Origin of the sequence: Streptomyces sp. ISL-98, from assembly GCF_018614055.1 — a bacterium.
In the GTDB taxonomy this organism is placed as follows: Bacteria; Actinomycetota; Actinomycetes; order Streptomycetales; family Streptomycetaceae; genus Streptomyces; species Streptomyces spiramyceticus.
In genome coordinates, this window is record NZ_JAGGPB010000020.1 from 202,977 (window position 1) to 229,011 (window position 26,035).

Sequence of the window (26,035 nt, forward strand, 5' to 3'; positions counted from 1 at the left end):
CAGAGAGGGCGTACGTAGCAATGAAGTTGACCACCCGCGGTTCTGTAGCGGCACTCATGGCATGCATGGCGGCGGCTGTGGCCACCCCTGCCGCCGCCGAGACGTCGGTGCCCGCCGGCCAGCCGCTGACGAGCCGCCTGCTGCCCGACCACGCGTCGTTGCCCCCCGTGCCGTCCGCCACCAACGCGCTGCCGGACCACATCGTCGAGGCCCCCATGAACAAGCCGCTCGGAGAGGGCTACCTGGACACCGCCGCTTCGGGACTGAGCCAGTTGTAGCGTCGCGGTGTCGTTGTCAGCACCGGATCGTCAGGGGTGTACGGCATGGGCCTGATCAAGCACAGCAGCGCCACGACCATGCGGCGACGGGGCTTTTCGACTCGCCGCACAGTGCTGCGCACGGTCTTCGCGATCGGCATGGTCGCGGGCACTGCCGGGGCGCTTGCGCCGATCCTCACCAAGGATCCGGAAGCCGGGCCCCGGTCGTGGCCCGGGCTCGGTGCCGGAGCGGGACCGGGTGCCGGAGCGGACGCGGCGAACGGATCGGATCCCGCGCCGGGGCCGGAGCTGGAGCGGTTCGCCGAGACGTACCGCGGCCGGCACATCCAGGGGACGGCGAGGAGGACCGGCGGCTCCGGCCGGTCCGGCCGTGCCAGAGCTGTCCCCGCGATGCCGAGCGTCGAGGTCCTCATCGACGGTCGGCCACTGCACGTCATGAGGCGGGCCGACGGCAGCTATCTGAGCGTGGTGAACCATTACGAGTCCTTCCCGACGCTGCACGACGTCGCGCGCGCCGCCGTCGACGCCCTGGGCGACGCCCAGCTGTCGATGTCTCCCACGCACAGCCTCTGAACCGGGAGGGCAACACCGGTGTACACCCGAAAGAACCAGCGGAACCTCACCCGTACGGAGAAGAGACGCCTGGTCAACGCCATCCTGGAGCTCAAGCGCTCCGGACGGTACGACGAGTTCGTCAGGATCCACGGCCGGTACTACGTCACCGATGCCGAGGAACGGCAGCGGGCCGCCCATATGACCCCCTCCTTCTTCCCGTGGCACCGCAAATTCCTCCTCGAGTTCGAACGCGAGCTGCAGGCCGTCGATTCGGGGGTGTCGGTTCCGTACTGGGACTGGACGACGGACAACACCCCCGCCGCGTCGCTGTGGGCGGACGACTTCCTCGGGGGCGACGGCCGGACCGGCGACCGGAAGGTCATGACGGGGCCGTTCGCCCACGCCAACGGCAAGTGGAACATCGAGACGCGCGTCTCCGACAACCGCTTCCTCACCCGCAACTTCGGCAACCGCCCCGCCGACCCGGTCACGCTGCCCACCAGGGCGGACGTGGTCGCGGCGCTGCGCGACCCGCTGTACGACTCCGCGCCGTGGGACTCCACCGTCACCACGGGCTTCCGCAACAAGATCGAGGGGTGGGAGGGCGACGGGGGCGCCAGGTGGCTCAATCACAACCGGGTGCACCGCTGGGTCGGCGGCCTGATGCTGGGCGGCACCTCTCCCAACGATCCGGTCTTCTGGCTCCACCACGCTTTCATGGACCTGCTCTGGGACCGATGGCAGAAGGCCCACCCCCAGTCCGGCTACCTGCCGCGCGAGAAGCTGCCGGCATCGGATCCCCAGGCAGGGCGCGTCTTCGCCCTCAACGATCCGATGCCGCCGTGGAACGTGCCGCCCTCGCAGCTCCTCGACCACTCGCGGCTGTACCGCTACGTCTAGGGGGTGCCCCCCTAGACTTCGAGGCGCTCCGGAAGGTCGAAGAGCGGGAACCAGCGCTTCGTGTCCAGGAACGACGTGATCCCGCTGACCCTGCCGTCCACGATCTCGATGACCATGAGCGCCCAAGGGTCGAAGCTGCCGTCGCCCGACTGGCTCGGGTGATAGTGCGCGAACGCGGGCGTGCCGTTCGCCACGACCGGGACCAGCTTCGAGCCCCGGCAGACCTCGCCGACGCCCAGCATCCAGCCGACGATGTTGTCGTGGCCCTGCAGCCACAGGTCGTACGGCGGCATGGACAGCGTGGCGTCCTCATGGAGCAGCGCCGTCAGGGCCGCCATGTCGTACCCCTCGAACGCCGCGACGTACCGCTCGAGGAGCTTGCGCTGCTCCTCGTCGAGCGGGTCGGCGGTGTCCGTCTCGCGCGAGCCGTGCTCGGCGATCGTCGCACGGGCCCGCTGCAGCGCGCTGTTGACCGAGGCGACGGTCGTGTCCAGCAGCTCCGCGACCTCGCTCGCCTTCCAGGCCAGCACCTCGCGCAGGATCAGCACCGCGCGCTGCTTCGGCGGCAGATGCTGCAGCGCGGCGACAAATGCGAGCCGCACGGTCTCGCGGGACACGGCGGTTTCCGCCGGGTCGGCCACGGACGGCAGCACCCGCCCGTCCGGCACCGGCTCCAGCCAAGTGATCTCGGGGCGGGAATTGAGCGCGGCCTGCGCCACCGGCGTCGCGGCGGTGAGGTCCATGGGCCGAGCCCTGCGGTTGCCCGCGTTCAGCATGTCCAGGCAGACGTTCGTCGCGATGCGGTAGAGCCAGGACCGCAGCGACGACCGGCCCTCGAACTTGTCGAAGCTGCGCCACGCCCGCACCATCGTGTCCTGCACGGCGTCGTCCGCCTCGAAGGCGGAGCCCAGCATCCGGTAGCAGTACCCGGTCAGCTCGACCCGGTGCTTCTCCAGCCTGGAATCCAGGTCCTGCGTCTCTACGACATCGCTCATCGAGTCCACCCCACTCGCCGTTGCCACCAGCCCTTCGGAAGTTACCGCAGGCCACTGACAATCGGAGTGGGAACGGGCGGCTCTCAGCTCTCAGCGAGCCGCCGCGCCTCAGTGAGCCGCCGCGCCGGCACCGGCCTCCGCCGCTCGACCCTGGCCGCCCGGGTCCCGTACAGCGTGATCGATACGAGCACCGCGACCAGACCGAGCAGCACCGTGCCCGCCCAGCCCCCGGCGTGGAAGGCGATCGCGCCGAGCGTCCCGCCCGCGCTGCTGCCCAGGTAGTACGCCGACTGGTAGAGCGCCGATGCCTGCGCGCGGCCGGTCTTCGCCGTACGGCTCACCGAGGACGACGCCACCGCGTGCCCCGCGAAGAACCCGGCGGTGATCAGGACCAGGCCGAGGAGCACCAGGGCCAGCGCGTCCGAGAGGGACAGGAGCAGCCCCGCCGCGGTGGTCGACACCGCGAGATACAGCGCGCCGCGGCGGCCCATGCGGGCCACCAGCTTTCCGGCCGCGGCGGAGGAGACCGTACCGACCAGGTAGACGAGGAAGACCGAGCCGACGACGCCCTGCGGGAGGCTGAAGGGGGCCTCGACCAGCCGGTAGCCGATCACCGTGTAGACCGCGCCGAAGACGGTCATGAACAGCGCGCCGATCGCATACAGCCGCATCAGCAGCGGGTCGGCCAGATGACCGCGGACCGTCTTCGCCAGCGCCCGCGGGTTCAGCGAACCGGGCGCGAAATGACGGGCCTTCGGCAGCATCAGCCGGAACACCACCACGCACACCACGGCCATCAGGCCGACCGCGGCGAGCGCCGCCCGCCAGCCCCACAGCTGGGCCACCCAGCCGGTGACGATGCGGCCGCTCATCCCGCCGATGGAGTTGCCGGCGACGAACAGGCCGATCGCGCCGACCAGCGCCTTCGGCCGTACTTCCTCCGCGAGATACGCCATCGCCGAGGCCGGCAGACCGGCCAGCGCCGCACCCTGCACGGCGCGCAGCGCCACCAGCCACTCCAGGGAGGGCGCGAAGGGCACCAGCATTCCGACCACGACGGCGATCACCAGCGAGGCCGTCATCATCCGGGCCCGCCCGAAGCGTTCGGAGAGCGCGCTGAGAGGCAGTACGAACAGGGCCAGCGCACCCGTCGCGGCCGAGACGGTCCAGCTGGCGGCGCTCGCGCTCACACCGAAGTCGCCGGAGATCAGCGGCAGCAGGGCCTGGGTGGAATAGAGGAGGGCGAACGTCGCCACTCCGGCGACGAAGAGCGCGAAGCTCATGCGGCGGTAGCCGGGGGCGGAAGGGGCGAGACGCGAGTCGGCGTCAATGACGGAGTCGGCGCCCACGTGGGTGGTGGACGCCTTGGTACTGGCAGGAGGCATGCATCGAACGTAGGCCGGGCAGCGTCATGCGTCCAATGCACAGACCGGCAATAATCATTCCCATGGTGCATAACCCGAGCTCACGGCAACGCCTGTCACCCAGCAGTTACGAAGAAGACATCCAGCAGGTACTCGCCCCGCGGCTCACGTACTTCGCCGCGGTCGCCCGCCACGAGCACGTCACGCGCGCGGCGCACGAACTCGGCGTACCGCAGTCGACTCTCTCGCGCGCCATGGTCAGGCTGGAAGAGGACCTGGGAGTCGCCCTGTTCGCGCGCAAGGGCCGCACCGTCTCGCTCACCCCGGCCGGCCGTACCTTCCTCACCACCGTCGAACGCGCACTGGCCGAGGTCGAGAGGGCGGCGGATTCGGTACGCGCCGACGCCGACCCGGCGACCGGCAAGGTCGCCTTCGGCTTTCTGCACACCATGGGCTCCGAGACTGTTCCGGGACTGATCCGGGCCTTCCGCGCCGATCATCCGCGCGTACGGTTCCAGCTCGTCCAGAACTACGGCGAAGCGATGATCGAGCGCCTGCGCGCCGGTGACCTCGACCTCTGCCTGACCTCGCCGGTCCCCGACGCCCCCGACCTGGTGGCCCGGCGCCTCGATGAACAGCGGCTGCGCCTGGTGGTCCCCGACGACCACCGTCTCGCCACCCGCAAACGCGTCCGGCTGGCCGAGGCCGCGGACGAGACCTTCGTGACGCTGGAACCCGGCTACGGACTGCGCCGTATCACCGACGACCTGTGCGCCGAGGCGGGCTTCAAGCCGAAGGTGGCCTTCGAGGGCGAGGAGGCCGAGACCCTGCGCGGCCTGGTGGCGGCCGGGCTCGGGGTGGCCCTGCTGCCGCCGCCGGCGGTGGCCCGCCCGGGCGTCGTGGAGCTGACGGTGACGGCTCCCCGCGCGGTACGGGAGATCGGCGTCGCCTGGCTGGACGGCCACCCGGACACGCCTCCGGTGGCGGCCTTCAAGCAGTTCCTGCTGTCCCGCAGGGGCCGCCTGCTCCCGGAATGACCGCGGCGGCGCTAGCGTCGACCCATGTCGACTACGCCTCCTTCGCACCCGGACCGCTACACGGTGGAGATCAAGCCCCGCGCGGCCGACGCCGACGGCCACCCCAACCACGGAGCAACGCTGCGCACGGCGGTGGTGGAGGCGACGGGGAGGACGGGCGAGAGTGGCTACCCGCGCTACGAGGGGGAGGGGGTGCAGGCGGAGATCGACCCCGAGACTCGTACGGTCGAAGCGATCACCTTGGACGGCGAGGAGCTGCCGTACGGGTGGGTGGCGGAGTTGTCGGGCGGAGCGTGAGGGGCCTTTCTGTTCCCCTACCGCTGCAGCGCCCGCCCGAAGCCCACGGCCAGCGGCATCCGCAGCCCCAGCGGCGGCGGCGCCGCCAGCGCATCCGCCACCGGCCGTGCGTACCCGCGCCCGAACAGCGCCCCCAGCACGAAGTCGGACGCCAGTGCCAGCACTTCCGGCCGGTGCTGGCGCAGCGCATGGCCGTCCGAGTGGACCTCGAAGCGGCACGTGTCGCGGTTGACCTTCTTGGCCCGCGCCGCCAGCCGGTACGACAGCTCCGGGTCCGTACGTTCGTCGTTGGTGCCGTGCACGATCAGCACATGCCGCCCCGCAAGCTGCTTCACCGGCTCCGGCTCCGCCGCGACATCGTCCTCCGGCAGCCACGGCGCCACCGCCAGCACCGAGTTGACCGCCGGGTGCCCCGCCGCGTGCAGTGCGGCCCGCCCGCCCATGTCGATCCCCGCGAGGCACACAGGTACGTCGCCGTAGCGCCGTACGACCTCGTCCGCCGCCCACTTCGCATCCGCGGCGAGCTGCGCGTCCGCCCCGTTCCAGCCCCGGCTGCGGTACCGCACGACATGCGCGGCCAGCCCGTCCGTGCGTCCCGCCCCGGCCAGGCTCCTGGCGAGCGGCAGTGCGCCGGCGTAGGCGAAGGGGGACGGCTTGCGTGCCGAGAGGGACTCGCCGGCGGGAAGCAGCAGTACTACGGCGTTGACGCTGCCCCTGCTCCCGTTGCCCCCGGCAGCCCCGTAAGCCCGTCCGAGGCGGGGCTCCGGAAGCGGGATTGCTTGCTGTGCCATGACAGAACAGTCTCAGAAGCCCAGGTGTACTCCACCCGTCCGCACGGTCACTGTTACGTATCGACAGGAGGTGATCTACGCGCGTAGGCATTAGAGTGCGCAGATGACGAGCGAGACCCCGAACACCCCGACCGCGGACCAGATCCGCCGCGCCCCGAAGGTGCTGCTCCACGACCACCTCGACGGTGGTCTGCGGCCCGGCACGATCATCGATCTCGCCCGCGAGGCGGGTTACGAGGCACTCCCGGAGACCGACGCCGACAAGCTCGGCATCTGGTTCCGCGAGGCGGCCGACTCCGGATCCCTGCCCCGCTACCTGGAGACCTTCGCGCACACCTGCGCCGTCATGCAGACGCGTGACGCGCTCATCCGCGTCGCCGCGGAGTGCGCCGAGGACCTCGCCGAGGACGGTGTCGTCTACGCCGAGATCCGGTACGCACCCGAGCAGCACCTCGAAAAGGGTCTGACCCTCGAAGAGGTCGTCGAGGCCGTCAACGAGGGCTTCAGGGAGGGCGAGCGCCGCGCGAAGGCGAACGGCCACCGCATCCGCGTCGGCGCCCTGCTGACCGCCATGCGGCACGCCGCCCGCGCCCTCGAAATCGCCGAACTGGCCAACCGCTACCGCGACCAGGGCGTCACCGGCTTCGACATCGCGGGCGCCGAGGCGGGCTTCCCGCCCACCCGCCACCTCGACGCCTTCGAGTACCTCAAGCGCGAGAACAACCACTTCACGATCCACGCGGGCGAGGCCTTCGGCCTGCCGTCGATCTGGCAGGCGCTCCAGTGGTGCGGCGCCGACCGGCTCGGCCACGGCGTACGCATCATCGACGACATCGAGGTCGCGGAGGACGGCAGCGTCCAGCTGGGCCGCCTCGCCTCGTACGTGCGCGACAAGCGCATCCCGCTGGAGATGTGCCCCACGTCGAACCTCCAGACGGGCGCCGCGGACTCGTACGCCGCCCACCCGATCGGCCTGCTGCGCAAGCTGCACTTCCGGACCACGGTGAACACCGACAACCGGCTCATGAGCGGTACCAGCATGAGCCGCGAATTCGAGCACCTGGTCGATGCTTTCGGTTACACGCTCGACGACATGCAGTGGTTCACAGTCAATGCGATGAAGTCAGCATTCATTCCTTTCGACGAACGACTCGCCATGATCAATGACGTGATTAAGCCCGGATATGCCGAGCTGAAATCCGAATGGCTGTTCCGTCAGACCGCCACGACCAGCGGTTCTTCCTCGTTCGGAGGCTGATCGCACCTATAGAAAAGCGGCCGGGAAGTGCATTTCCTGGCCGCTTTTCTGTGTTTGCAGGCGGCATGATTGCCTGGCTAGCTTGCAGAGTCGCTCACAATCCCCGTCGCAAGGACATTTCTTCCATGAAGCAGTCTGCTGCCAAGACTCTCGGCGTCGCCGCCCTGGGTGCCGCCTTCGCCGCTGCCGCCGCCGGCAGCGCTACCGCCGCCCCGGCCGCCCCGGCGGTCCCGGACGCACTGAGCACGGTGACCAGCACGGTGCCCGCCGGGATGGTGACCGAGCTTCTTCCCCCCGGCGCCGCCGAGGGCCTGGCGGTCGGCCAGCAGAAGCTCGGTCAGGGCCTCTCCCACGTTCCTCTTGTTCCTCTGCAGGAGCCGGGCCTGGTCGGCGGCCTTCCCTTCCAAGGGCTGCCCGTCATCGGAGGCTGATTCACCGCACAGGTGTCACCCGTACACGGCACGCAGAAGGGGCGCCCACCGGATTCCGGTGAGCGCCCCTCGGCGTCGGAGTGCGGGATTGCGCACGGACTGCACGGACTACCAGGCGGTCGTCGCGGTCTTCTCGCCCGGCAGGAACACCCACAGCGCCAGGTACAGCAGGAACTGCGGGCCGGGCAGCAGGCACGAGACCAGGAAGATGACCCGCATCGTGCTCGCGGAGGTACCGAAGCGCCGTGCCAGCGCAGCGCACACTCCGCCGATCATTCGGCCGTTACGGGGGCGGACAAGGGCGGTCATGGCGGGCTCCTCGCGAGCTGGTCCGGGGGTCACTTCCGGTGTGCCTCCCGATGCCTCAATACTGCTCCCGGCACCCTCCGCGGGGCGTCGCTCTACGGGGCGATCCCGACCCTGGGAATCGTCGGGGTACGCCCCTGAGACACCTCGTCCGCCCTCAGTGCCCGGCCTCGCCCCCGCCGCTGCCGGCGTCGGCGCCGCAGCCGCGCCCGCCCCGCCGGTACGACCGTCAGGTGCGCCAGCGCCACCCCGGCCGCGTTCAGCAGCACCGAGTCGACGTCGACGACCTGGCCCGGCACTCCGGTCTGGAGCAGCTCGATCCCGAGCGAGACCAGTGTCCCGGCCGCGACCGTACGTAACAGTGAGGCCACCGGCGAGACGAACAGCCTGCCCCCGGCCATCGGCAGCAGCACGCCCAGCGGCGCGAGCAGCAGCAGCCCCTCGCAGATACGGCGCGCGGCCTCGGCGGGGCCGAGCGCCAGGTCCGCCTTTATACCGGCCAGCGGATGGAAGTTCGGCGCCGTCATCCATGGAACGTCCAGGGGCCGAAGCGTCAGCCACCCGACGAGCAGCAGATGCGCGAGGAGGAGGAGACCTCCGGCGACGCGGAAGCGAATGATGACGGCGCTGCCGTCCGAGCCATGACGCACGCCCCACAAGACGCGTCTACCGGCGGGATCGGTTCCGCCATCTTCCACGGCGTGCGGAACCACAGTGCGAGGTGCCACCGAGCCACAGTGCCGCCGTTCAGCGCGACGGGCGGATCTCACCCACCGTCGGAACGGCGTCCGGCCGGTCCTTGAGCGCCGACGTGCACTGATAGCCGCGCGCAGGGTCGTCGGAAGGCCCGCCGAGGACCACGGCCCCGTCGGACCCGGACGCCGCACTGTCCGCGTACGTACAGACAATCTGCGCCAGCGCGTGCGTGGGCAGATCCTCCGGCTGGCTGCTCAGCCGCAGCGCGTTCTTCGCATCGCCCTCGCGCGGACCGGAAACGGCCAGTGTGTCCCGTACGACCGTGGTGAAACCGGCCTGCTTCTCCTCGGCCGACGGATCCCTCTGGAGCTCGTCGAGGAGCGTCTGCGCGACCCGCACCCGGTCCGACATCAGTTTTTCCTCGGGTATCCGCACCGCCCGGTCCACCGAGACCAGTTGCGCCCCGCAGACGAGGTACACCTCGAGCGGAATGCCCGGCGTCGACTGCGTGGCGATGTCCTCCGGCGCCAGCTCGCACGGCACCCTCGACGGGGCAGCGCCCGCGTCGACCGGCACCGACGTCGTCCGGATGCCGCAGCCGGCCAGGGCGGCGCAGAGCACGGCGAGGCCCGTGACGGAGCCCAGCCGCCTGCGTCGCGTCACGCTCTCCGCGGCTGTCACTGCTCTTCGCATTCCTCCCCCTCTCTCACGCCGTCGTCCTCTCCCTCGTCCGCCGTCTGCGACACATCGAGCGGCAGCCGCAGTACGAACACCGCGCCACCCTCCTCCGAGTTGGACGCCGTGATGTCGCCGCCGTGAATGTGCGCGTTCTCCATCGCGATGGACAGTCCGAGGCCACTGCCCTCGGAACGCGGCCGCGACGCGCTCGCCTTGTAGAAACGGTCGAAGACATGCGGCAGTACGTCCTCGGGGATGCCCGGGCCGTGGTCCCGTACCTCGATGACCAGCTCGTGATCGACGGGCCGCACCGACACCCGTACCGGCGAACCGCCGTGCTTCAGCGCGTTCCCGATCAGATTCGCCAGGATCACATCCAGCCGGCGCGGGTCGAGCCGCGCCATGATGCCGCGCTCGGCGTCGAGATCCACCGCGTCCAGCCAGGCGCGGGCGTCGATGCAGGCGGTCACCTGGTCGGCGACATCGACGTCGTCGAGGACGAGACGGGCCGTACCCGCGTCGAAGCGGGTCACCTCCATCAGGTTCTCCACCAGGTCGTTCAGGCGCCGCGTCTCGCTCACCACCAGATGCACGGCGGGCGCGATCATCGGGTCGAGGTTGTCCGCCTCGTCCTCCAGGACCTCCGCCACCGCCGTGATCGCGGTGAGCGGCGTCCGCAGTTCGTGCGACATGTCGGCGACGAAGCGGCGGCTCGACTCCTCCCGCGCGGTCATGTCGGCGACCTTCTTCTCCAGCGACTCGGCGGTCCTGTTGAACGTCCGTGACAGATCGGCCAGTTCGTCCGTACCCGACACCCGCAGCCGGGTGTCGAGCTTCCCCTCACCGAGGCGCCGCGCCGCGTCCCCGAGCCGCTGCACGGGCTTGAGCACCGTCGTCGCCGCAGCCTGCGCGAGCAGCGCGGAGCCGAGGAGCGCGAGCGCGGTGGCGATCGCGAGGGACCAGGCGAGCGAGTTGAGGTCGGCGCGCTCCTGCTCCAGGGAGGTCAGCATGTAACCGGTCGGCCCGCCACCGATGACCTTCGTACCGGCCACCAGGAACGGCTTGTCCTTCGGGCTTATCCGCAGCCAGTACAGGTGGTACGCATAGTCGTTCGCGTCCGTGACCTTCTGCTTGCGGTTCACCGCATCCTGAAGCTCCTGCGGTACGTCTTCGAGCGTGAAGGCGTCGATGTCGGAGTTGCCGACGATCGGCTTGCCCGCCGCACGCTCGTCGACGAGCAGCACGCTGTAACCGGGGCCGCTGCTGGCCGCCATCTGCGCGGCCGCGGCCTGGAGTTCGGACTGCGTCGGGCGTATCGGCAGAGTGGCAGCGCGGTTCTGCATCTCCTGCCGGAAGTCGTTCAGCGCGGCGTCCTGCGTACGCGTCAGCACCGCCTCGCGGTTGAGCCAGTACGCGATGGCGGACGCGGAGACGGCGGCGGTCAGCGCCACGAGGGCGAACACGACGACGAGCCGCAGCCGCAGACTGGTCCAGCGCAGCCCCGCCAGCAGCGCCCGCCTGGGGGCGGCACTCACGAAGGTGTGTCCAGCCGGTAACCGACGCCCCGGACGGTACGGATGAGAGTCGGCGACGACGGTACGTCCTCGACCTTGGCCCGCAGCCGCTGCACACAGGCGTCGACCAGCCGCGAGTCGCCGAGGTAGTCGTGCTCCCACACCAGCCGCAGCAACTGCTGCCGCGACAGGGCCTGCCCGGGTCTGCGGCTGAGCTCCAGGAGCAGCCGCAGCTCGGTCGGCGTGAGCTGCAGGTCCTCGCCGTTCTTGGTGACCGTCATGGCGGAGCGGTCGATGGTCACATTGCCGAAGACCGCGGCGTCGTTGGCTTCCCGCTCGCCGCGACGCAGCACCGCGCGGATGCGGGCGTCGAGCACCCGGCCCTGCACGGGCTTGACGACGTAATCGTCCGCGCCCGACTCCAGGCCGACCACGACGTCGATGTCGTCGCTGCGCGCGGTCAGCAGAATGATGGGCAATTGGTCGGTACGCCTGATGCGCCGGCACACCTCGAATCCGTCGATGCCGGGCAGCATCACGTCCAGCACAATCAGATCCGGCCGCTGCTCGCGCAGCAGTTTCAGGCCGTCCTCTCCCGTCGCCGCGGTGGCCACTCGGTGGCCCTGGCGTGACAGCGAGAGTTCGAGGGCCGTGCGGATGGCGTCGTCGTCCTCGATCAGCAACAGGAAAGGCACAGAGGTCATTCTGGCCCATGGGGGAGGAGTACTTCGACAGTTGGAGCCCTCCCATTGCTGTGACAGGCCTGTGACAGTCGGCGGACACCGCGATGAAACTGCCCCGGCAAGCTCATTGGCACACGGACAGCAACGGACAGCAACGGATTCCACCGACGGGGGGCGCAAGATGAACGCACTGCACAGCACCACCTCCAGCGCAGTTGTCACGCGTCTCCACGACGTCACGAGGAACACCGAGAAGTCCGGTGCGGTAGGGGGTACCTCCCTGCTCGAGCGGAGCCGAGAGCTTGGGGGACTGCGGGGGTGTGCTCGCGGCACCGGGCGTCAGCGCACGCAGACCATGCATGTGGCTGCGGTGCTCGACGCTTCTGTGGGGGGACACGGGGGCCAGGGGGGAACGGCGTACGGGGAGGTCACCGGGGAACGGACTTCTGTGTCGGAGGCGGAATTCACCGCCTACGTCCAGGAGCGCCGAGCCTCCCTGTACGCGACCGCCTACCACCTGACCGGCGACCGCTTCGAGGCCGAGGACCTGCTGCAGAGCGCCCTCTTCTCGACGTACCGCGCCTGGGACAGGATCAGCGACAAAGCTGCGGTCGGCGGCTATCTGCGCCGCACTATGACGAACCTGCACATCAGCGCCTGGCGCAGGCGCAAGCTCAACGAGTACCCGACCGAGGAACTGCCGGAGACGGCGAACGACACGGACGCGATGCGCGGCACCGAACTGCGCGCCGTGCTCTGGCAGGCGCTCGCCCGGCTGCCCGAACTCCAGCGCACGATGCTGGTCCTCCGCTACTACGAGGGCCGCACCGACCCGGAGATCGCGGACATCCTCGACATCAGTGTCGGCACGGTGAAGAGCAGCATCTGGCGGTCACTGCGCCGGCTGCGCGAGGACGAGGTCCTCAGCTTCGGCCGTGACGAGGAAGAGTCCTTCGGCGAGCTGGTGGCCTGAAGGTACGGGGGGACACGGGGGATACGGGGGAGGAACGGCCGCGGTCTCGGGGGAGACGGCGGTCGGTACGGGGGAAAACGCAGCAGGGCTGGACGGGCCGGGGGGGCCTGTTCGGCCCTGCAGTGCGTTTACGCGGGGCGGTGCGGTGGGGGGTGCCGGTGCGGGCCGCTGCGCAGGGCTTCCCCTACCCGCCCCTTCTCGAAGTCCTCACACGCCGTACGGACTGGATGTTCCAGCCGTACGTGCCCCAGGCCGCTACGCCGGCTCGTGTGTCGCCGGGGTGCGGTGGCGGCCAGCTGCTGCGGCCGCCAGGCGGCCCAGGGCCTCCTCCTTCGCGCAGGGGTGCGCCCCGAGCGCCGCCTGACGCTCCACGATGCCGCGCTCTGCCCGCATCAGCCGCCAGCCCCTGCGCAGCAGGAACGGTACGGATTTGCGGCCCTCCCGCAGATCCCGGAGCAACCGCCGCCGGAACGTCGTCGCCGGACGCCCCCGCAGACACAGCGCGTCCGCGAGCACGCCGAGCTCCTCGCAGCGCGCCACAATGTCCGCCGCGAAGATCCCCTCGGCCACGAAGAGCGGGGTGCGCTCGATGTCGAGCGATTCCCTGTCCACGCGGGCGCTGACGGAAATGTCGTACACGGGGACGGTCGTGCGTCCCGTACGGCACAGTTCCTCGATCGACGCGACGGCGGCGTCCGCGTCCCAGGACAGCGGAGAGTCCCAGTCGATGTCCGTACTGCCCGCGACCTGCGGAAGCGTGGGGTCGTCGCCCTCCTTGTAGAAGTCGTCGAGGCGTAGCACGGGCAGACCCGTGCGGGCGGCGAGCGACGACTTTCCGGAGCCGGAGGGACCTGCGAGCAGGACGACGCGAGTGGGTATGGGGGATGAACTCACGGGACACAATCATGCGGCATCGGGAAGGCATGAGACGACCCCGCCGGTCGGGGGACGGCCCGGCCGGCGAGGTCGTGTCGGTGGGGACTCCGCTCAGTACGCGGAGCCGGACGCGCCCAGTGAGCCCGTCGGGTGCCAGACCGTCTTCATCTCCAGGAAGGCGGTCAGGCGGTGGGTGCCGGGGTCGGCCGCCCAGTCCACAGGCTGTGGACGGAAGGCCCGCTTGAGGTTGTCCGCCGCTGCGATCTCCAGGTCGCGGGACAGCTCGCTGTCCGCGCCGGTGAGATCGATCGCGTTGACGTCCTGGTGGGACGCGAGCGGGGCCGCGATCTCCGACGTACGGCCGGTCAGGATGTTGACCACACCGCCCGGCAGGTCGGACGTGGCCAGGACCTCGCCGAGGGAGAGCGCGGGCAGCGGGGACTTCTCCGAAGCGACGACGACGGCCGTGTTGCCCGTCGCGATCACCGGGGCGATCGCCGAGACCAGGCCCAGGAAGGACGACTCCTGGGGGGCGAGCACGGTGACGACGCCGGTGGGCTCCGGCGTGGAGAGGTTGAAGAACGGGCCCGCGACCGGGTTCGCGCCGCCCACGATCTGGGCGATCTTGTCGGTCCAGCCCGCGTACCAGACCCAGCGGTCGATCGCCGCGTCGACGACCACGGCCGCCTTCGACTTGGACAGGCCCTCGGCATCCGCCACTTCGCGTACGAACTGGTCCTTGCGGCCCTCCAGCATCTCCGCGACGCGGTAGAGGATCTGGCCCCGGTTGTACGCCGTCGCGCCCGACCAGCCGCCGAACGCCTTGCGCGCCGCGACAACCGCGTCACGGGCGTCCTTGCGGGAGGAGAGCGGGGCGTTGGCCAGCCACTTGCCCTTGTGGTCCTGCACTTCGTACACCCGGCCGCTCTCGCTGCGGGGGAACTTTCCCCCGACGTACAGCTTGTAGGTCTTGAAGACGCTCAGACGCCCGGCGGCGGAGCCGCTTTTTTCGACACTGCGCTCAGACATCGAGGTAGGCCTCCAGACCATGGCGGCCGCCTTCGCGGCCGAAGCCCGATTCCTTGTATCCGCCGAAGGGCGAGGTCGGGTCGAACTTATTGAACGTGTTGGCCCAGACGACACCGGCCCGGAGCTTGTTGGCAACGGCCAGGATGCGGGAGCCCTTTTCCGTCCAGATCCCTGCCGACAGGCCGTACTGGCTGTTGTTGGCCTTGGCGACGGCTTCGTCGGGCGTACGGAACGACAGGACCGAAAGCACCGGGCCGAAGATCTCGTCGCGCGCGACGGTGTGCGCCTGCGTGACGTTCGTGAAGAGCGTCGGCGCGAACCAGTAGCCGGAGGACGGCAGATCGCACGGCGCGGACCAGCGCTCGGCGCCCTCCGCCTCGCCCGTCTCGGTGAGCGCGGTGATACGGGCCAGCTGCTCGGCCGAGTTGATCGCGCCGATGTCGGTGTTCTTGTCCAGCGGGTCGCCGAGACGCAGCGTCGACAGGCGGCGCTTCAGCGAGTCGAGCAGCTCGTCCTGGATCGACTCCTGGACCAGCAGGCGCGAGCCCGCGCAGCAGACCTGGCCCTGGTTGAAGAAGATGCCGGTGACGATGCCCTCTACGGCCTGGTCGATGGGGGCGTCGTCGAAGACGATGTTCGCGCCCTTGCCGCCCAGTTCGAGGGTGACCTTCTTCGACGTACCTGCGACCTGGCGGGCGATCGCCTTGCCGACGGCCGTGGAGCCGGTGAAGGCGACCTTGTTGACGTCCGGGTGCTCGACGAGTGCGGCGCCCGCGTCCCCGTAACCGGGAAGGATGTTGACGACGCCCTTGGGCAGGCCCGCCTGGCGGCAGATGTCCGCGAAGAAGAGCGCGGACAGCGGGGTCGTCTCGGCGGGCTTCAGGACGACCGTGTTGCCCGTCGCGAGCGCCGGGGCGATCTTCCACGCGAGCATGAGGAGCGGGAAGTTCCAGGGGATGACCTGGCCCGCGACACCGAGGGGCGCCGGGTTCGGCCCGTACCCCGCGTGGTCGAGCTTGTCGGCCCAGCCCGCGTAGTAGAAGAAGTGCGCGGCGACGAGGGGAAGGTCGGCGTCCCTCGTCTCCTTGATCGGCTTGCCGTTGTCGAGGGTCTCCAGGACGGCCAGCTCGCGCGAGCGCTCCTGGATGATCCGGGCGATACGGAAGAGGTACTTGGCGCGCTCGGCGCCGGGCAGCGCCGACCACTTCTGGAAGGCCTTGCGGGCGGCCTTCACCGCACGGTCGACGTCCTCGGTGCCCGCCCGGGCGACCTCGGAGAGGACCTCCTCGGTGGACGGCGACACGGTCTTGAAGACCTTGCCGTCGGCCGCGTCGGTGAACTCGCCGTCGATGAAGAGGCCGTACGACGGGGCGATGTCGACGACGGACCGCGACTCGGGTGCGGGTGCGTACTCAAAAACAGATGCCATGGTGATCAGTCCACCGTCACGTAGTCGGGACCGGAGTAACGGCCGGTGCTCAGCTTCTGGCGCTGCATCAACAGGTCGTTGAGCAGGCTGGAGGCGCCGAAGCGGAACCAGTGGTTGTCCAGCCAGTCCTCGCCCACGGTCTCGTTGACCAGGACCAGGAACTTGATCGCGTCCTTGGTCGTGCGGATCCCGCCGGCCGGCTTCACGCCGATCTGGATTCCAGTCTGCGCCTTGAAGTCGCGTACGGCTTCGAGCATCAGCAGGGTGTTGGAAGGCGTGGCGTTCACGCCCACCTTGCCGGTCGAGGTCTTGATGAAGTCCGCGCCCGCCAGCATCCCGAGCCACGAGGCCCGCCGGATGTTGTCGTACGTCGACAGCTCGCCGGTCTCGAAGATGACCTTGAGGCGGGCCCTGTCGCCGCACTCGGCCTTCACGGCCACGATCTCCTCGTAGACCTTCAGGTAATGACCGGACAGGAAGGCTCCCCGGTCGATCACCATGTCGATCTCGTCGGCCCCGGCGGCCACGGCGTCGCGGACGTCCGCGAGCTTCACCGGCAGCGCCGCGCGGCCCGCCGGGAAGGCGGTGGCGACCGAGGCGACCTTGATGCCCGTACCGGCCAGGGCTTCCTTGGCGGTGGCCGCCATGTCCGGATAGACGCAGATCGCGGCGACCCTGGGCGTCGTACGGTCGGTCGGATCCGGGTTGGCGCCCTTGGCGCACAGCGCCCGGACCTTGTCCGGGGTGTCCGCGCCTTCGAGCGTGGTCAGGTCGATCATGGAAATGGCCAGGTCGATGGCGAACGCCTTCGACGTGGTCTTGATCGAACGGGTGCCGAGAGACGCGGCGCGTGCTTCGAGGCCGACGGTGTCTACGCCGGGCAGCCCGTGCAGGAAGCGGCGCAGCGCACCGTCGGACGCCGTCGCGTCGGCGAATGCGGGTGCAGGTGCGGATGCAGTGGTGGGCATGGTCACTACTGCAGCATATCTACGCGCGTAGCGACCTGTACAGCCCCGGCCCCGAACAAGGCGGTGTGACGTGAGGCAGAATCGGGCCCATGACAAGCAGCAGCCCCGGCCGGCAGCCCGGCGAGCCCACCGAGCCGACCTACGCCGACCGCGTCTTCCGCTCGCCCGGCGCGCTCGCCGGCGGCGTCCTGGTGCTCCTGCTGGCCGCCTGGGTCGGCGGTGACGCGCTGATCCGCGGGGAGGGGCGTACGCCGTGGGTGGCGCTGGCCGGTCTGTTCTTCGCCGTGCCGCTGGTCGTCGCGTACACACTGCGGCCCGCCGTCTTCGCCAACGACGACCGGCTCCGGATCCGCAACCCGTTCCGTACGATCACGCTGCCCTGGGCGGCGGTCGACGGCGTGCGCGCCGGGTACTCCAGCGAGGTGCTCGCGGGCGGCAAGAAGTACCAGCTGTGGGCCGTGCCCGTCTCGCTGCGCCAGCGCAAGCGCGTCGCCCGCCAGCAGGCCAAGCAGGCGCACGACGACCCGTACGGCAGGACGTCCGTGACCGCCGACGTCACCGACGCACAGGCCCGCAGGGCGCCCGCCGACCAGACCGTCGAGGACCTGCGCGAGCAGGCGGAACGGTGCGCGGCGCGGCCGACGGCTCAGGGGGACCCGGAGGTCCGCTGGGCGTACGAAATCATCGCGCCGTGTGTCGTGGGCGCGGTGGCGCTGACCGTGCTGCTGGCCGCCGGCTGATCGGGCTGATCCACGGCGGGCCCGGCTCTACGGCGGGCCCGGCCAGATCAGCAGCATGTACGCCCCGAACCACACCGACGACATCACCGCCCCGCCCACCACCAGCACCCCGATGAGCCGCCTTCTCGCCCGCGTCACCGCGAGCGCGACCGGCAGCAGCAGGGGGAAGCCGGGGACCAGGAAGCGGGCGCGCGGGAAGTAGACGCCGCCGCTGCCCAGGACGACCAGCAGCAGTACGCCGGTGAAGACCAGCAGCGGCAGCGGCAGGCGCTCGGCGGCGCACAGCAGGAACAGGACGACGGATGCCAGCAGCACCACCGTCACCACCACCAGGAACAGGTGCGGCATCGACTTGTAGAGCAGGAGACGCCGCATCTCGCGCAGGGTGTCGGCCCCGCCGTCCCACTCGTTGAGCCACAGCTTCTGTACGGCGAAATAGCCGTCCCAGCGGCCGAGGCGCAGGCCCACCCAGGCGACGTAACCGCACCAGCCCAGTGGCGCGGCCAGCCCGGCCACGAGCACGGCGGGTTCGAGCTTGTGCCCGCGCCGCCACGACCGCCACAGCGTCACCGCCGCCGTCACCGACACGGCCGCGGCGAGTGCCACGCCGGTCGGGCGGGTCAGCCCGGCCAGTACGGACAGCGAACCGGCCCACAGCCACCGGCCGGTGAGGACGGCGAACAGCGCCCATGCCGTCAGCGCGGTGAACAGCGACTCCGTGTAGCCCATCCACTGGACCACTGCGGCGGGCATCGAGCCCCACAGCACGACCAGCAGGGTGCCCACCCGGCGTCCGTGGAGGCGGTCGCCGACGGCGAAGATGCCCCAGGCGGCGACGAGCGAGAAAGCTATGGCGAGCAGCAGTCCGACGCTGGCGCGCGAGCCGGGCGTGACGCCGGCGACGGCTTTGACGATGACCGGGTAGAGCGGGAAGAACGCCAGGCTGTTGCTGTTACGGGTGGTGCCGAGGGTGGAGTCGTATCCCCGGTCGGCGATCTGGAGGTACCAGAGGGAGTCCCAGGACGTGGCGAGCGCGGGCCACAGGCCGTGACCCCTCAGGTGGGCCCATTTGGCGAGCACCAGCACGCCCAGCAGCCGTACGGCGACGTAACCGACCAGTGCGGGAGCCGCCCGCCGCAGTGAGTACGCGATCCGCTCCCGCGCGCCTTGGTGCGGGCGGCGGTCGGCAGGGACGGCCGGCCAGGGCCGTCGGGTCACCGGGGGTGCGGTCGGGGGCACTGCGGCGCTCCAGGACTCGGCGGGGGATACCGGCCACCCTTCTCCGTGTGATCGGGGGAGGGCACTGGGCGCTGCGGCGACTGCCGTATGTAAATCACTCGTACGGGCGGGCCGGTTCCCGACCTGGGAAGCGACCCGCCCGTACGAATGCAGTGGTGTCAGTGATGCCAGTGGTGTCAGATGCCTGCGGCGGCCGACAGATCCCGCTTGATCGCCGCGAGGATCCCGTCCGCCCGCTCACGGGCGGGTGCCAGCTCGCTCGCGTCGGCGACCGGAACCACGGTCTCCAGGTAGCACTTGAGCTTCGGCTCGGTGCCGCTCGGCCGTACGATCACGCGGGCCTTCACCGCACCGTCCAGCTGGTAGCGAAGCCCGTCCGTGGGCGGCAGTCGGTCGGTGCCCCGCGTCAGGTCCTCGGAGCCGGTGACCCTGAGCCCCGCGAGCGAGGTGGGCGGCTGCTCGCGCAGCCGGCTCATCGCATTGGCGATCACCGTCAGGTCCTCGACACGCACCGACAGCTGGTCGGTGGCGTGCAGACCGTGCTCCACGGCGAGGTCGTCGAGCAGGTCGAGGAGCGTGCGGCCCTGCTCCTTGAGCTCGGACGCGAGCTCGGTGACCAGGAGCGCCGCCGTGATGCCGTCCTTGTCGCGTACGCCCTCGGGGTCGACGCAGTAGCCGAGCGCCTCCTCGTAGCCGTAGCGCAGGCCCTCGACGCGGGCGATCCACTTGAAGCCGGTCAGGGTCTCCTCGTACGGCAGACCGGCCGCCTCGGCGATACGTCCCAGCAGCGACGACGACACGATCGACTCGGCGAACGTGCCGCGAGCGCCCTTGTGCACGAGGTGCGCGGCGAGCAGCGCGCCGACCTCGTCGCCGCGCAGCATCCGCCACTCGTCACTGCCGGGCACGGGCACGGGGACGGCGACGGCGCAGCGGTCCGCGTCCGGGTCGTTCGCGACGATCAGGTCGGGCTCGGCGCGGCGGGCGGTGGCGAAGGCCAGGTCCATGGCCCCCGGCTCCTCCGGGTTGGGGAAGGCGACCGTGGGGAAGTCCGGGTCGGGCTCGGCCTGCTCGGCGACGAGCACGGGCTCCGGGAAACCGGCGCGGGCGAAGGCGGCCGTCAGGACCTCCTTGCCGACGCCGTGCATGGCCGTGTAGACGACGCGGGCGGTGCGGGGGGACCCGTTGGTCAGGACCTCGTCCGTACGCGCGAGATAGGCCTCCAGGACCTCCTCGTCGAGCGTGAACCAGCCGTCCTCGGGTCGCGGTACGTCGGCGAGCGCCCGTACGGCGTCGATCTCGGCGGCGATCTCGGCGTCGGCGGGCGGCACGATCTGCGAGCCGTCGCCCAGGTAGACCTTGTAGCCGTTGTCACGGGGCGGGTTGTGGCTCGCGGTGACCTCGACGCCGGCGACGGCTCCCAGATGCCGTATGGCGAAGGCCAGGACGGGAGTGGGCAGCGGGCGGGGCAGGAGGGCTGCGCGCAGCCCCGCGCCGGTCATGACGGCGGCGGTGTCGCGGGCGAAGTCGGCGCTCTTGTGGCGGGCGTCGTAGCCGATGACGACGAGGCCGCCCTCCTGGCCCTTCGCCCTCAGGTACGCGGCGAGGCCGGCGGCGGCCCTTATGACGACGGCGCGGTTCATGCGCATCGGGCCGGCGCCGAGTTCGCCCCGGAGGCCTGCCGTGCCGAACTGGAGGGTGCCGGCGAAGCGCGCGGCGAGCTCGTCCAGGTCTCCGGCGTCGATGAGCTTGCCGAGCTCGTCCCGGGTCTCGCTGTCCGGGTCCTCGGCCAGCCAGGCCTGCGCCCGTGCGACCAGGTCCTGCTCCTGCTGCACGATGTGGTCCACCTCTCGTGTGGGTGCGATCAGATTCGCCTAGCGGCGGGCTTTCCCACCCGCCCGCCCATATTCCGGGGTTACTACCCCGTACCCGGTCGGCACCGCACCGGTGCCTGCGGCGCAACCTGCCCCTTCCCGAACTGAGGCTCCGCCCCAGACCCCGCTCCTCAAACGCCGGAGGGGCTGGTATTTCAGCCCGTCCGGCGTTGGAGCACTTGGGAAGGGGCGGGGTGTGGAAAAGCTCCGCCCGGGCTTCGTCAGATGCGGCGCAGGACCTGAGCCAGGAGTTCGCCCATGCGGGCGGCCGAGTCGCGGCCGGCCTGGAGGACTTCCTCGTGGTTGAGCGGTTCGCCCGTCAGGCCCGCGGCCAGGTTGGTGACCAGGGAGATGCCGAGCACCTCCGCACCCGCCTCGCGTGCGGCGATGGCCTCCAGGACCGTCGACATGCCGACGAGGTCGCCGCCCATGGCACGGACCATGTTGATCTCGGCCGGCGTCTCGTAGTGCGGGCCGGGGAACTGGACGTAGACGCCCTCCTCCAGGCTGGCGTCGACCTCCTTGCACAGGGCGCGCAGACGCGGCGAGTACAGGTCCGTCAGGTCGACGAAGTTCGCGCCGATGATCGGCGACGTGGCCGTCAGGTTGAGGTGGTCGCTGATCAGGACCGGCTGGCCGGGGCGCATGCCGGGACGCAGGCCGCCGCAGCCGTTCGTGAGGACGATGGTCTTGCAGCCGGCGGCGACAGCGGTGCGTACGCCGTGCGCGACGGCGGCGACACCGCGGCCCTCGTAGTAGTGCGTACGGCCGAGGAAGACCAGGGCGCGCTTGTCGCCGATCTTGTACGAGCGGACCGTACCGGCGTGGCCCGCGACCGCGGGCGGCGGGAAGCCGGGCAGCTCGGTGACGGCGAACTCGTGCTCGGGCGCGCCAAGCGCCTCGGCGGCGGGCACCCAGCCCGACCCCATTACGAGGGCGACGTCGTGGGTCTCGGCGCCGGTCAGCTCGCGCAGGCGGGCGGCGGCGGCGTCGGCAGCCGCGTGGGGGTCGGCGAAGCCGTCGGCGGGGGCAGGGGTAACAGATGCGTTCACGCCGACGAGGGTAACCGCTCCTGCCCTACGCGCGTAGATGTCACTGCTTACGGTGTTCTGATTGTTGCCTTGGCGGATCGAACGAATACCCCGAAAGGCCGAGGTCAGAATGGTCCGGACAGGTCAGCAGGGGCGCTTGCGGAGTTCCATCACATAGTCGTGCGGCGCGCCCGCCGACTCCGCCGCATCGGCGATTTCGCCCAGGTACCGGGCCGAGGGCAGCCCGCCCTCGTAACCGTTCAGCACGTACACCCAGGCCGGCTCCTCGCCCTCCAGCGTGTGCACCCGCACCCGCATCCGGCGGTAGATGTCGAGTCCGACACCTTCCCAGCGGTCCATGGAGTCCTCATCCATGGGAGCGATGTCGTAGAGCGCGACGAACACCTGCGAACGCGGGGCTTCCACGATCGTGGCGAGCGCGCCCTCCCAGCCCATCGACTCGCCGCCGAAGGTCAGCCGCCAGCCGTTGAGCCAGCCGGTGCCGCGCAGCGGTGAGTGCGGGGCGCGGCGCGTCATCAGCCGCGCGTCGAGGTTGCCGGCGTACGCGGCGTAGAGCGACATGAGGTCGAGGGTACGGGAGGGGTCCGTGCGACGGGGCCTCAAGAGGTCACGGCCGGATGGAGGGCCCCGGGGCGAAGCATCTTGAAGCATGCGGGACAATGAAGTACGTACTGCATTCCCCCCGGGCGATCCCCGGATCCCCGGCCGAGCGGGCAGGCGGGCCGGGATTGACAATGCGAGGCGGACTTTTTCGTGACCCGGATCGTGATCATCGGTGGCGGACCCGGCGGTTATGAGGCAGCCCTTGTGGGCGCCCAGCTCGGCGCGGAGGTGACCGTCGTCGACAGCGACGGTCTGGGCGGGGCGTCGGTGCTCACCGACTGCGTGCCGTCGAAGACTCTGATCGCCACGGCCGAAGTGATGACGACCTTCGACTCTTCGTACGAGGAGTTGGGCATCATCGTCGCCGACGACACCCCCCACATCGAGCAGGCGGCCCGCGTGGTCGGCGTCGACCTGGGCAAGGTCAACCGACGGGTGAAGCGCCTCGCCGTCGCGCAGTCCCACGACATCACCGCGTCCGTCACCCGGGCGGGCGCCCGCGTCCTGCGCGGCCGCGGCCGCCTCGAGGGCCAGCAGGGCGCCGACGGCTCGCGCACCGTCGTCGTGTCGTACGCGGACGGCAACGAGGAGCGCCTCACCGCCGACTCCGTACTGATCGCGACCGGCGGCCACCCGCGCGAGATCCCCGACGCGCTCCCCGACGGCGAGCGGATCCTCAACTGGACGCAGGTGTACGACCTGGACGAGCTCCCCGAGGAGCTCATCGTGGTCGGCTCCGGCGTGACCGGCGCCGAGTTCGCCGGCGCGTACCAGGCCCTCGGCTCACGCGTCACCCTCGTCTCCTCCCGCGACCGCGTGCTGCCGGGCGAGGACCCGGACGCCGCCGCCGTGCTGGAGGACGTCTTCCGGCGCCGCGGCATGAACGTCATGGCCCGCTCGCGCGCCGAGTCCGCCAAGCGCGTCGGCGACCGGGTGGAAGTGACGCTGTCCGACGGGCGTGTCATCTCCGGTACGCACTGCCTGATGGCCGTCGGCGCCATCCCGAACTCCGCGGGCATGGGCCTGGAGGAGGCCGGGGTCCGGCTGAAGGACTCGGGTCACATCTGGACCGACCGGGTCTCCCGCACCAGCGCGCCCGGCGTGTATGCGGCGGGTGACGTCACCGGCGTGTTCGCGCTCGCGTCGGTCGCGGCCATGCAGGGCCGCATCGCGATGTACCACTTCCTCGGCGACGCGGTGACTCCGCTGAATCTCAAGACCGTCTCGTCGAACGTCTTCACCGACCCCGAGATCGCGACGGTCGGCTACACCCAGGCCGACGTGGACGCGGGCAAGATCGAGGCACGCTCGGTGAAGCTGCCGCTGCTGCGCAACCCGCGCGCCAAGATGCAGGGCATCCGCGACGGCTTCGTCAAGATCTTCTGCCGTCCGGGTACGGGCATCGTGGTCGGCGGCTGTGTCGTCGCCCCGCGCGCGAGTGAGCTGATCCATCCGATTTCGATCGCGGTCGACAACAATCTGACCGTGGAACAGATCGCGAACGCGTTCACGGTGTACCCGTCCCTGTCGGGTTCGATCGCCGAGGTCGCGCGCCAGCTGCACACCAGGAAGACGTCGGGCGAGGCGTAACGGCCTCGCGGCCGGACCGTAGTTGCACGGCAGACACCCGGCGCGTGCCGCCTATATCACTTCCCGGCTCGCCGTGCGAACAATTTCTGTTTTTCGGCGCAAACTGCTGAGAACTATCGGCCGCTCAGGTTACTGTCAGTTTCGTGTTCGCTGCAGAACGTCGCCAATTGATCCTCGAAATGGTGCGTGCCAACGGGGCAGTTTCGCTCCGTGAGCTCGCCCGCGTCGTCCAGACCTCCGAAGTGACCGTACGGCGGGACGTGCGGGCGCTCGAGGCCGAAGGACTCCTAGACCGCCGGCATGGCGGTGCGGTATTGCCGGGCGGTTTTACGCGGGAGTCCGGCTTTCCGCAGAAATCCCATCTCGCGACCGCGGAGAAGACGGCCATCGCCGACCTCGCCGCGGGACTCGTCGAAGAGGGCGAAGCCATCGTCGTCGGCGCCGGGACAACGACGCAGGAGCTGGCAAGACGGCTTGCCCGGGTCCCCGGGCTGACCGTCGTCACCAACTCCCTGCTGGTGGCCCAGGCGTTGGCCCACGCCAACCGCGTCGAAGTCGTCATGACCGGCGGCACGCTGCGTGGCTCGAATTATGCGCTGGTCGGCAGCGGGGCGGAGCAGTCCCTACAGGGTCTGCGCGTCTCCCGGGCCTTCCTCTCCGGAAGCGGACTGACCGCGGAGCGCGGGCTTTCCACCTCCAACATGCTGTCGGCGAGCGTCGACAGGGCGCTGGTGCAGGCCGCCGCAGAAGTGGTGGTCCTCGCCGACCACACGAAGCTCGGCACCGACACCATGTTCCAGACGGTGCCGACGGACGTGATCACGCGCCTCGTCACCGACGAGCCGCCGCAGCACGACGACCGTGCCGCCACCGAACTGCAGGCCCTGGCAGACCAGGGAGTGCAGATCGCCGTCGCCGGACCAGGAGCAGGGGCGACGGGACCGGGGGGTGACGGCGTCCCGACCGGACGGCAGTCCCGCCGGGACATGCCGCTTCCCGGCCAGCGCCGTACGCACCCGGGCGGCCCCGGGACCGGTGCGCAACTGCGCAGCGCCGGAGCCCTCGCGGAGCAGCAGGCGGGACCCGCCGAGCGCGAGCGGGCGCGCGTCGCCGATCTGCGCCGCCGCTGAATGCTTACTTCTCCGCCCGCAGGCCCTTCAGGGTCAGCGTCAGCAGCCGGTCGGCCAACTCCGGATCGTCGGGCGCCTGTTCGGCAGCCAGCGCGATGGCATTGGTCAGCTGCATCAGGTCCCCGATGGAAACGTCGGGCCTGACCGCGCCGCTCTTCTGAGCCCGTACGAGCAACCGCTCGCCGGCCTCCCTCATCGGCGTACTGCACCGAGCCAGCGCCGAACTCTCGTCGCGCGAGGCCGACATGAGCTCACGAGCGAGCCCCCGGTACTCACCCGCATGAGTGATGATGTCGCGCAGCCACGTCACGAGCGCCCCACAGGGCGCATCGGCATCGGCCAGCGCACGTGAATGAGCCAGCAGCTCGTCCACCGCACCCTGGAAGACCGCGCTCATCAGCGCGTGCCGGTTGGGGAAGTGCCGGTAGAGGGTGCCGATGCCCACCCCGGCGCGGCGTGCGACATCTTCGAGCGAGGCGTCGGTGCCGTGCTCCGCGAAGGCGATACGGGCCTCGGCAAGCACCCGCTCGTAGTTGCGGCGTGCGTCGGCGCGCATGGGCCGTGCCGAAGGCGTCGACGCCGCCGTCGGCGTCTGTGCACTGCTGCTGGTCGCCATCGCGCCGCCCTTCTCGTACCGGCTCTGACTCCAGGATGCCATTGCGCAAACGGAGGGCCCCGCCGGTACTCCGGCGGGGCCCTCCGTCACGTACGCACGTACAGCCGGACGTCAGTCCTTGATTTCGCAGATG

28 protein-coding genes are annotated in these 26,035 nt (G+C 70.4%); 11 read left to right on the forward strand and 17 right to left on the reverse strand.

All coding sequences use genetic code 11. The features are described from left to right. Window positions 1-65: 65 nt before the first annotated feature. From J7I98_RS15555 to J7I98_RS15565, 3 genes are read left to right on the forward strand one after another with little or no spacing between them, the layout of a single operon-like run. Complete coding sequence (locus tag J7I98_RS15555; RefSeq protein ID WP_214921276.1) at window positions 66-278, forward strand: hypothetical protein; 213 nt, start codon at window positions 66-68, stop codon at window positions 276-278. 45 nt (window positions 279-323) lie between these two features. Further along, complete coding sequence (locus J7I98_RS15560) at window positions 324-851, forward strand: tyrosinase cofactor (RefSeq protein ID WP_251020657.1); 528 nt, start codon at window positions 324-326, stop codon at window positions 849-851. An 18-nt stretch (window positions 852-869) separates the two neighbouring features. Further along, window positions 870-1,733 (forward strand): tyrosinase family protein, encoded by an 864-nt coding sequence (locus J7I98_RS15565; protein WP_214921277.1) that lies wholly within the window; start codon window positions 870-872, stop codon window positions 1,731-1,733. 11 nt (window positions 1,734-1,744) lie between these two features. Here the strand turns inward: J7I98_RS15565 and J7I98_RS15570 are convergent, their stop codons facing one another. After that, on the reverse strand, window positions 1,745-2,728 hold the full coding sequence (locus J7I98_RS15570) for a sigma-70 family RNA polymerase sigma factor (RefSeq protein WP_214921278.1): 984 nt from the start codon (window positions 2,726-2,728) through the stop codon (window positions 1,745-1,747). Window positions 2,729-2,811: 83 nt separating this feature from the next. Further along, on the reverse strand, window positions 2,812-4,113 hold the full coding sequence (locus tag J7I98_RS15575; RefSeq protein WP_214921279.1) for an MFS transporter: 1,302 nt from the start codon (window positions 4,111-4,113) through the stop codon (window positions 2,812-2,814). Window positions 4,114-4,175: 62 nt separating this feature from the next. On the opposite strand from J7I98_RS15575, the gene J7I98_RS15580 reads away from it, so the two are divergent. Together J7I98_RS15580 and J7I98_RS15585 are read left to right on the forward strand one after the other, a co-directional pair. Further along, the gene (locus J7I98_RS15580) at window positions 4,176-5,129 is read left to right on the forward strand and encodes a LysR family transcriptional regulator (protein WP_214921280.1); all 954 of its coding nucleotides are present in this window, start codon (window positions 4,176-4,178) and stop codon (window positions 5,127-5,129) included. A gap of 24 nt (window positions 5,130-5,153) precedes the next feature. After that, entirely contained in the window at window positions 5,154-5,426 is a 273-nt protein-coding gene (locus tag J7I98_RS15585; protein WP_214921281.1) for a hypothetical protein, read from the forward strand. Window positions 5,427-5,443: 17 nt separating this feature from the next. On the opposite strand, the gene J7I98_RS15590 is transcribed toward J7I98_RS15585, so the two are convergent. Next, a complete protein-coding gene (locus tag J7I98_RS15590) occupies window positions 5,444-6,217 on the reverse strand; it encodes an alpha/beta hydrolase (protein ID WP_214921282.1) in 774 nt (257 codons plus the stop codon). A 103-nt stretch (window positions 6,218-6,320) separates the two neighbouring features. Between J7I98_RS15590 and J7I98_RS15595 the strand changes: the two genes are divergently transcribed. After that, window positions 6,321-7,475: an adenosine deaminase gene (locus J7I98_RS15595; protein WP_214921283.1), complete on the forward strand. Its 1,155-nt coding sequence runs from the start codon at window positions 6,321-6,323 to the stop codon at window positions 7,473-7,475. 125 nt (window positions 7,476-7,600) lie between these two features. Next, entirely contained in the window at window positions 7,601-7,906 is a 306-nt protein-coding gene (locus tag J7I98_RS15600; protein ID WP_251020658.1) for an ATP-binding protein, read from the forward strand. A gap of 108 nt (window positions 7,907-8,014) precedes the next feature. Here J7I98_RS15600 and J7I98_RS15605 read toward each other — a convergent pair whose 3' ends face one another. The 5 genes from J7I98_RS15605 to afsQ1 form a co-directional block, all read right to left on the reverse strand. Continuing rightward, window positions 8,015-8,215 carry a PspC domain-containing protein gene (locus J7I98_RS15605; RefSeq protein WP_214921284.1) on the reverse strand — a complete coding sequence of 67 codons (201 nt, stop codon included), beginning with the start codon at window positions 8,213-8,215 and terminating at the stop codon, window positions 8,015-8,017. Between the two features lie 92 nt (window positions 8,216-8,307). Then, window positions 8,308-8,862 (reverse strand): VanZ family protein, encoded by a 555-nt coding sequence (locus tag J7I98_RS15610; RefSeq protein WP_214921285.1) that lies wholly within the window; start codon window positions 8,860-8,862, stop codon window positions 8,308-8,310. A gap of 97 nt (window positions 8,863-8,959) precedes the next feature. Next, complete coding sequence (locus tag J7I98_RS15615; protein WP_251020659.1) at window positions 8,960-9,601, reverse strand: hypothetical protein; 642 nt, start codon at window positions 9,599-9,601, stop codon at window positions 8,960-8,962. Beyond that, window positions 9,586-11,121 carry a HAMP domain-containing sensor histidine kinase gene (locus tag J7I98_RS15620; protein WP_214921287.1) on the reverse strand — a complete coding sequence of 512 codons (1,536 nt, stop codon included), beginning with the start codon at window positions 11,119-11,121 and terminating at the stop codon, window positions 9,586-9,588. Before J7I98_RS15620 ends, J7I98_RS15615 begins: the two co-directional genes overlap by 16 nt. Beyond that, on the reverse strand, window positions 11,118-11,795 hold the full coding sequence (gene afsQ1 / locus J7I98_RS15625) for a two-component system response regulator AfsQ1 (protein WP_214921288.1): 678 nt from the start codon (window positions 11,793-11,795) through the stop codon (window positions 11,118-11,120). The genes J7I98_RS15620 and afsQ1 overlap by 4 nt, the downstream gene beginning before the upstream one ends. 169 nt (window positions 11,796-11,964) lie before the next feature. On the opposite strand from afsQ1, the gene J7I98_RS15630 reads away from it, so the two are divergent. Beyond that, the gene (locus J7I98_RS15630) at window positions 11,965-12,756 is read left to right on the forward strand and encodes a SigE family RNA polymerase sigma factor (RefSeq protein ID WP_214921289.1); all 792 of its coding nucleotides are present in this window, start codon (window positions 11,965-11,967) and stop codon (window positions 12,754-12,756) included. 255 nt (window positions 12,757-13,011) lie between these two features. Here J7I98_RS15630 and J7I98_RS15635 read toward each other — a convergent pair whose 3' ends face one another. The 4 genes from J7I98_RS15635 to deoC all read right to left on the reverse strand — a co-directional run bounded on the left by J7I98_RS15635 (window position 13,012) and on the right by deoC (window position 17,058). After that, the gene (locus J7I98_RS15635) at window positions 13,012-13,650 is read right to left on the reverse strand and encodes a uridine kinase (protein WP_214921290.1); all 639 of its coding nucleotides are present in this window, start codon (window positions 13,648-13,650) and stop codon (window positions 13,012-13,014) included. Between the two features lie 93 nt (window positions 13,651-13,743). Continuing rightward, the gene (locus J7I98_RS15640) at window positions 13,744-14,661 is read right to left on the reverse strand and encodes an aldehyde dehydrogenase (protein WP_214921291.1); all 918 of its coding nucleotides are present in this window, start codon (window positions 14,659-14,661) and stop codon (window positions 13,744-13,746) included. Further along, on the reverse strand, window positions 14,654-16,090 hold the full coding sequence (locus J7I98_RS15645) for an aldehyde dehydrogenase family protein (protein ID WP_214921292.1): 1,437 nt from the start codon (window positions 16,088-16,090) through the stop codon (window positions 14,654-14,656). Before J7I98_RS15645 ends, J7I98_RS15640 begins: the two co-directional genes overlap by 8 nt. A gap of 5 nt (window positions 16,091-16,095) precedes the next feature. Further along, window positions 16,096-17,058, reverse strand: a complete 963-nt coding sequence (deoC, locus tag J7I98_RS15650) for a deoxyribose-phosphate aldolase (RefSeq protein WP_214921293.1) — start codon at window positions 17,056-17,058, stop codon at window positions 16,096-16,098. A gap of 89 nt (window positions 17,059-17,147) precedes the next feature. On the opposite strand from deoC, the gene J7I98_RS15655 reads away from it, so the two are divergent. Further along, entirely contained in the window at window positions 17,148-17,798 is a 651-nt protein-coding gene (locus J7I98_RS15655) for a PH domain-containing protein (protein WP_214921294.1), read from the forward strand. Between the two features lie 27 nt (window positions 17,799-17,825). On the opposite strand, the gene J7I98_RS15660 is transcribed toward J7I98_RS15655, so the two are convergent. The 4 genes from J7I98_RS15660 to J7I98_RS15675 all read right to left on the reverse strand — a co-directional run bounded on the left by J7I98_RS15660 (window position 17,826) and on the right by J7I98_RS15675 (window position 22,524). Continuing rightward, window positions 17,826-19,016: a hypothetical protein gene (locus J7I98_RS15660; RefSeq protein WP_308377814.1), complete on the reverse strand. Its 1,191-nt coding sequence runs from the start codon at window positions 19,014-19,016 to the stop codon at window positions 17,826-17,828. Between the two features lie 197 nt (window positions 19,017-19,213). Then, window positions 19,214-20,872, reverse strand: a complete 1,659-nt coding sequence (locus J7I98_RS15665; protein WP_214921295.1) for a phospho-sugar mutase — start codon at window positions 20,870-20,872, stop codon at window positions 19,214-19,216. 260 nt (window positions 20,873-21,132) lie between these two features. Then, window positions 21,133-21,963, reverse strand: coding sequence for a purine-nucleoside phosphorylase (locus J7I98_RS15670; RefSeq protein ID WP_214921296.1), 831 nt, complete (start codon window positions 21,961-21,963; stop codon window positions 21,133-21,135). A 123-nt stretch (window positions 21,964-22,086) separates the two neighbouring features. Further along, window positions 22,087-22,524, reverse strand: a complete 438-nt coding sequence (locus J7I98_RS15675) for a gamma-glutamylcyclotransferase (RefSeq protein ID WP_214921297.1) — start codon at window positions 22,522-22,524, stop codon at window positions 22,087-22,089. 192 nt (window positions 22,525-22,716) lie between these two features. On the opposite strand from J7I98_RS15675, the gene J7I98_RS15680 reads away from it, so the two are divergent. Together J7I98_RS15680 and J7I98_RS15685 are read left to right on the forward strand one after the other, a co-directional pair. Next, on the forward strand, window positions 22,717-24,156 hold the full coding sequence (locus J7I98_RS15680) for an NAD(P)H-quinone dehydrogenase (RefSeq protein ID WP_214921298.1): 1,440 nt from the start codon (window positions 22,717-22,719) through the stop codon (window positions 24,154-24,156). A 143-nt stretch (window positions 24,157-24,299) separates the two neighbouring features. Continuing rightward, entirely contained in the window at window positions 24,300-25,286 is a 987-nt protein-coding gene (locus J7I98_RS15685) for a DeoR/GlpR family DNA-binding transcription regulator (protein WP_214921299.1), read from the forward strand. Window positions 25,287-25,290: 4 nt separating this feature from the next. Here J7I98_RS15685 and J7I98_RS15690 read toward each other — a convergent pair whose 3' ends face one another. After that, window positions 25,291-25,902 carry a TetR/AcrR family transcriptional regulator gene (locus J7I98_RS15690; RefSeq protein WP_251020698.1) on the reverse strand — a complete coding sequence of 204 codons (612 nt, stop codon included), beginning with the start codon at window positions 25,900-25,902 and terminating at the stop codon, window positions 25,291-25,293. Window positions 25,903-26,035 lie beyond the last annotated feature (133 nt).

Coding starts and splice junctions, on each gene's coding strand:
- J7I98_RS15555 (WP_214921276.1), top strand. CDS start 66: ATGGCGGCGGCTGTGGCCACCCCTGCCGCCGCCGAGACGTCGGTGCCC.
- J7I98_RS15560 (WP_251020657.1), top strand. CDS start 324: ATGGGCCTGATCAAGCACAGCAGCGCCACGACCATGCGGCGACGGGGC.
- J7I98_RS15570 (WP_214921278.1), bottom strand. CDS start 2,728: ATGAGCGATGTCGTAGAGACGCAGGACCTGGATTCCAGGCTGGAGAAG.
- J7I98_RS15575 (WP_214921279.1), bottom strand. CDS start 4,113: ATGCCTCCTGCCAGTACCAAGGCGTCCACCACCCACGTGGGCGCCGAC.
- J7I98_RS15580 (WP_214921280.1), top strand. CDS start 4,176: ATGGTGCATAACCCGAGCTCACGGCAACGCCTGTCACCCAGCAGTTAC.
- J7I98_RS15585 (WP_214921281.1), top strand. CDS start 5,154: ATGTCGACTACGCCTCCTTCGCACCCGGACCGCTACACGGTGGAGATC.
- J7I98_RS15590 (WP_214921282.1), bottom strand. CDS start 6,217: ATGGCACAGCAAGCAATCCCGCTTCCGGAGCCCCGCCTCGGACGGGCT.
- J7I98_RS15595 (WP_214921283.1), top strand. CDS start 6,321: ATGACGAGCGAGACCCCGAACACCCCGACCGCGGACCAGATCCGCCGC.
- J7I98_RS15600 (WP_251020658.1), top strand. CDS start 7,601: ATGAAGCAGTCTGCTGCCAAGACTCTCGGCGTCGCCGCCCTGGGTGCC.
- J7I98_RS15605 (WP_214921284.1), bottom strand. CDS start 8,215: ATGACCGCCCTTGTCCGCCCCCGTAACGGCCGAATGATCGGCGGAGTG.
- J7I98_RS15615 (WP_251020659.1), bottom strand. CDS start 9,601: ATGCGAAGAGCAGTGACAGCCGCGGAGAGCGTGACGCGACGCAGGCGG.
- J7I98_RS15630 (WP_214921289.1), top strand. CDS start 11,965: ATGAACGCACTGCACAGCACCACCTCCAGCGCAGTTGTCACGCGTCTC.
- J7I98_RS15640 (WP_214921291.1), bottom strand. CDS start 14,661: ATGTCTGAGCGCAGTGTCGAAAAAAGCGGCTCCGCCGCCGGGCGTCTG.
- J7I98_RS15645 (WP_214921292.1), bottom strand. CDS start 16,090: ATGGCATCTGTTTTTGAGTACGCACCCGCACCCGAGTCGCGGTCCGTC.
- deoC (WP_214921293.1), bottom strand. CDS start 17,058: ATGCCCACCACTGCATCCGCACCTGCACCCGCATTCGCCGACGCGACG.
- J7I98_RS15655 (WP_214921294.1), top strand. CDS start 17,148: ATGACAAGCAGCAGCCCCGGCCGGCAGCCCGGCGAGCCCACCGAGCCG.
- J7I98_RS15675 (WP_214921297.1), bottom strand. CDS start 22,524: ATGTCGCTCTACGCCGCGTACGCCGGCAACCTCGACGCGCGGCTGATG.
- J7I98_RS15690 (WP_251020698.1), bottom strand. CDS start 25,902: ATGGCGACCAGCAGCAGTGCACAGACGCCGACGGCGGCGTCGACGCCT.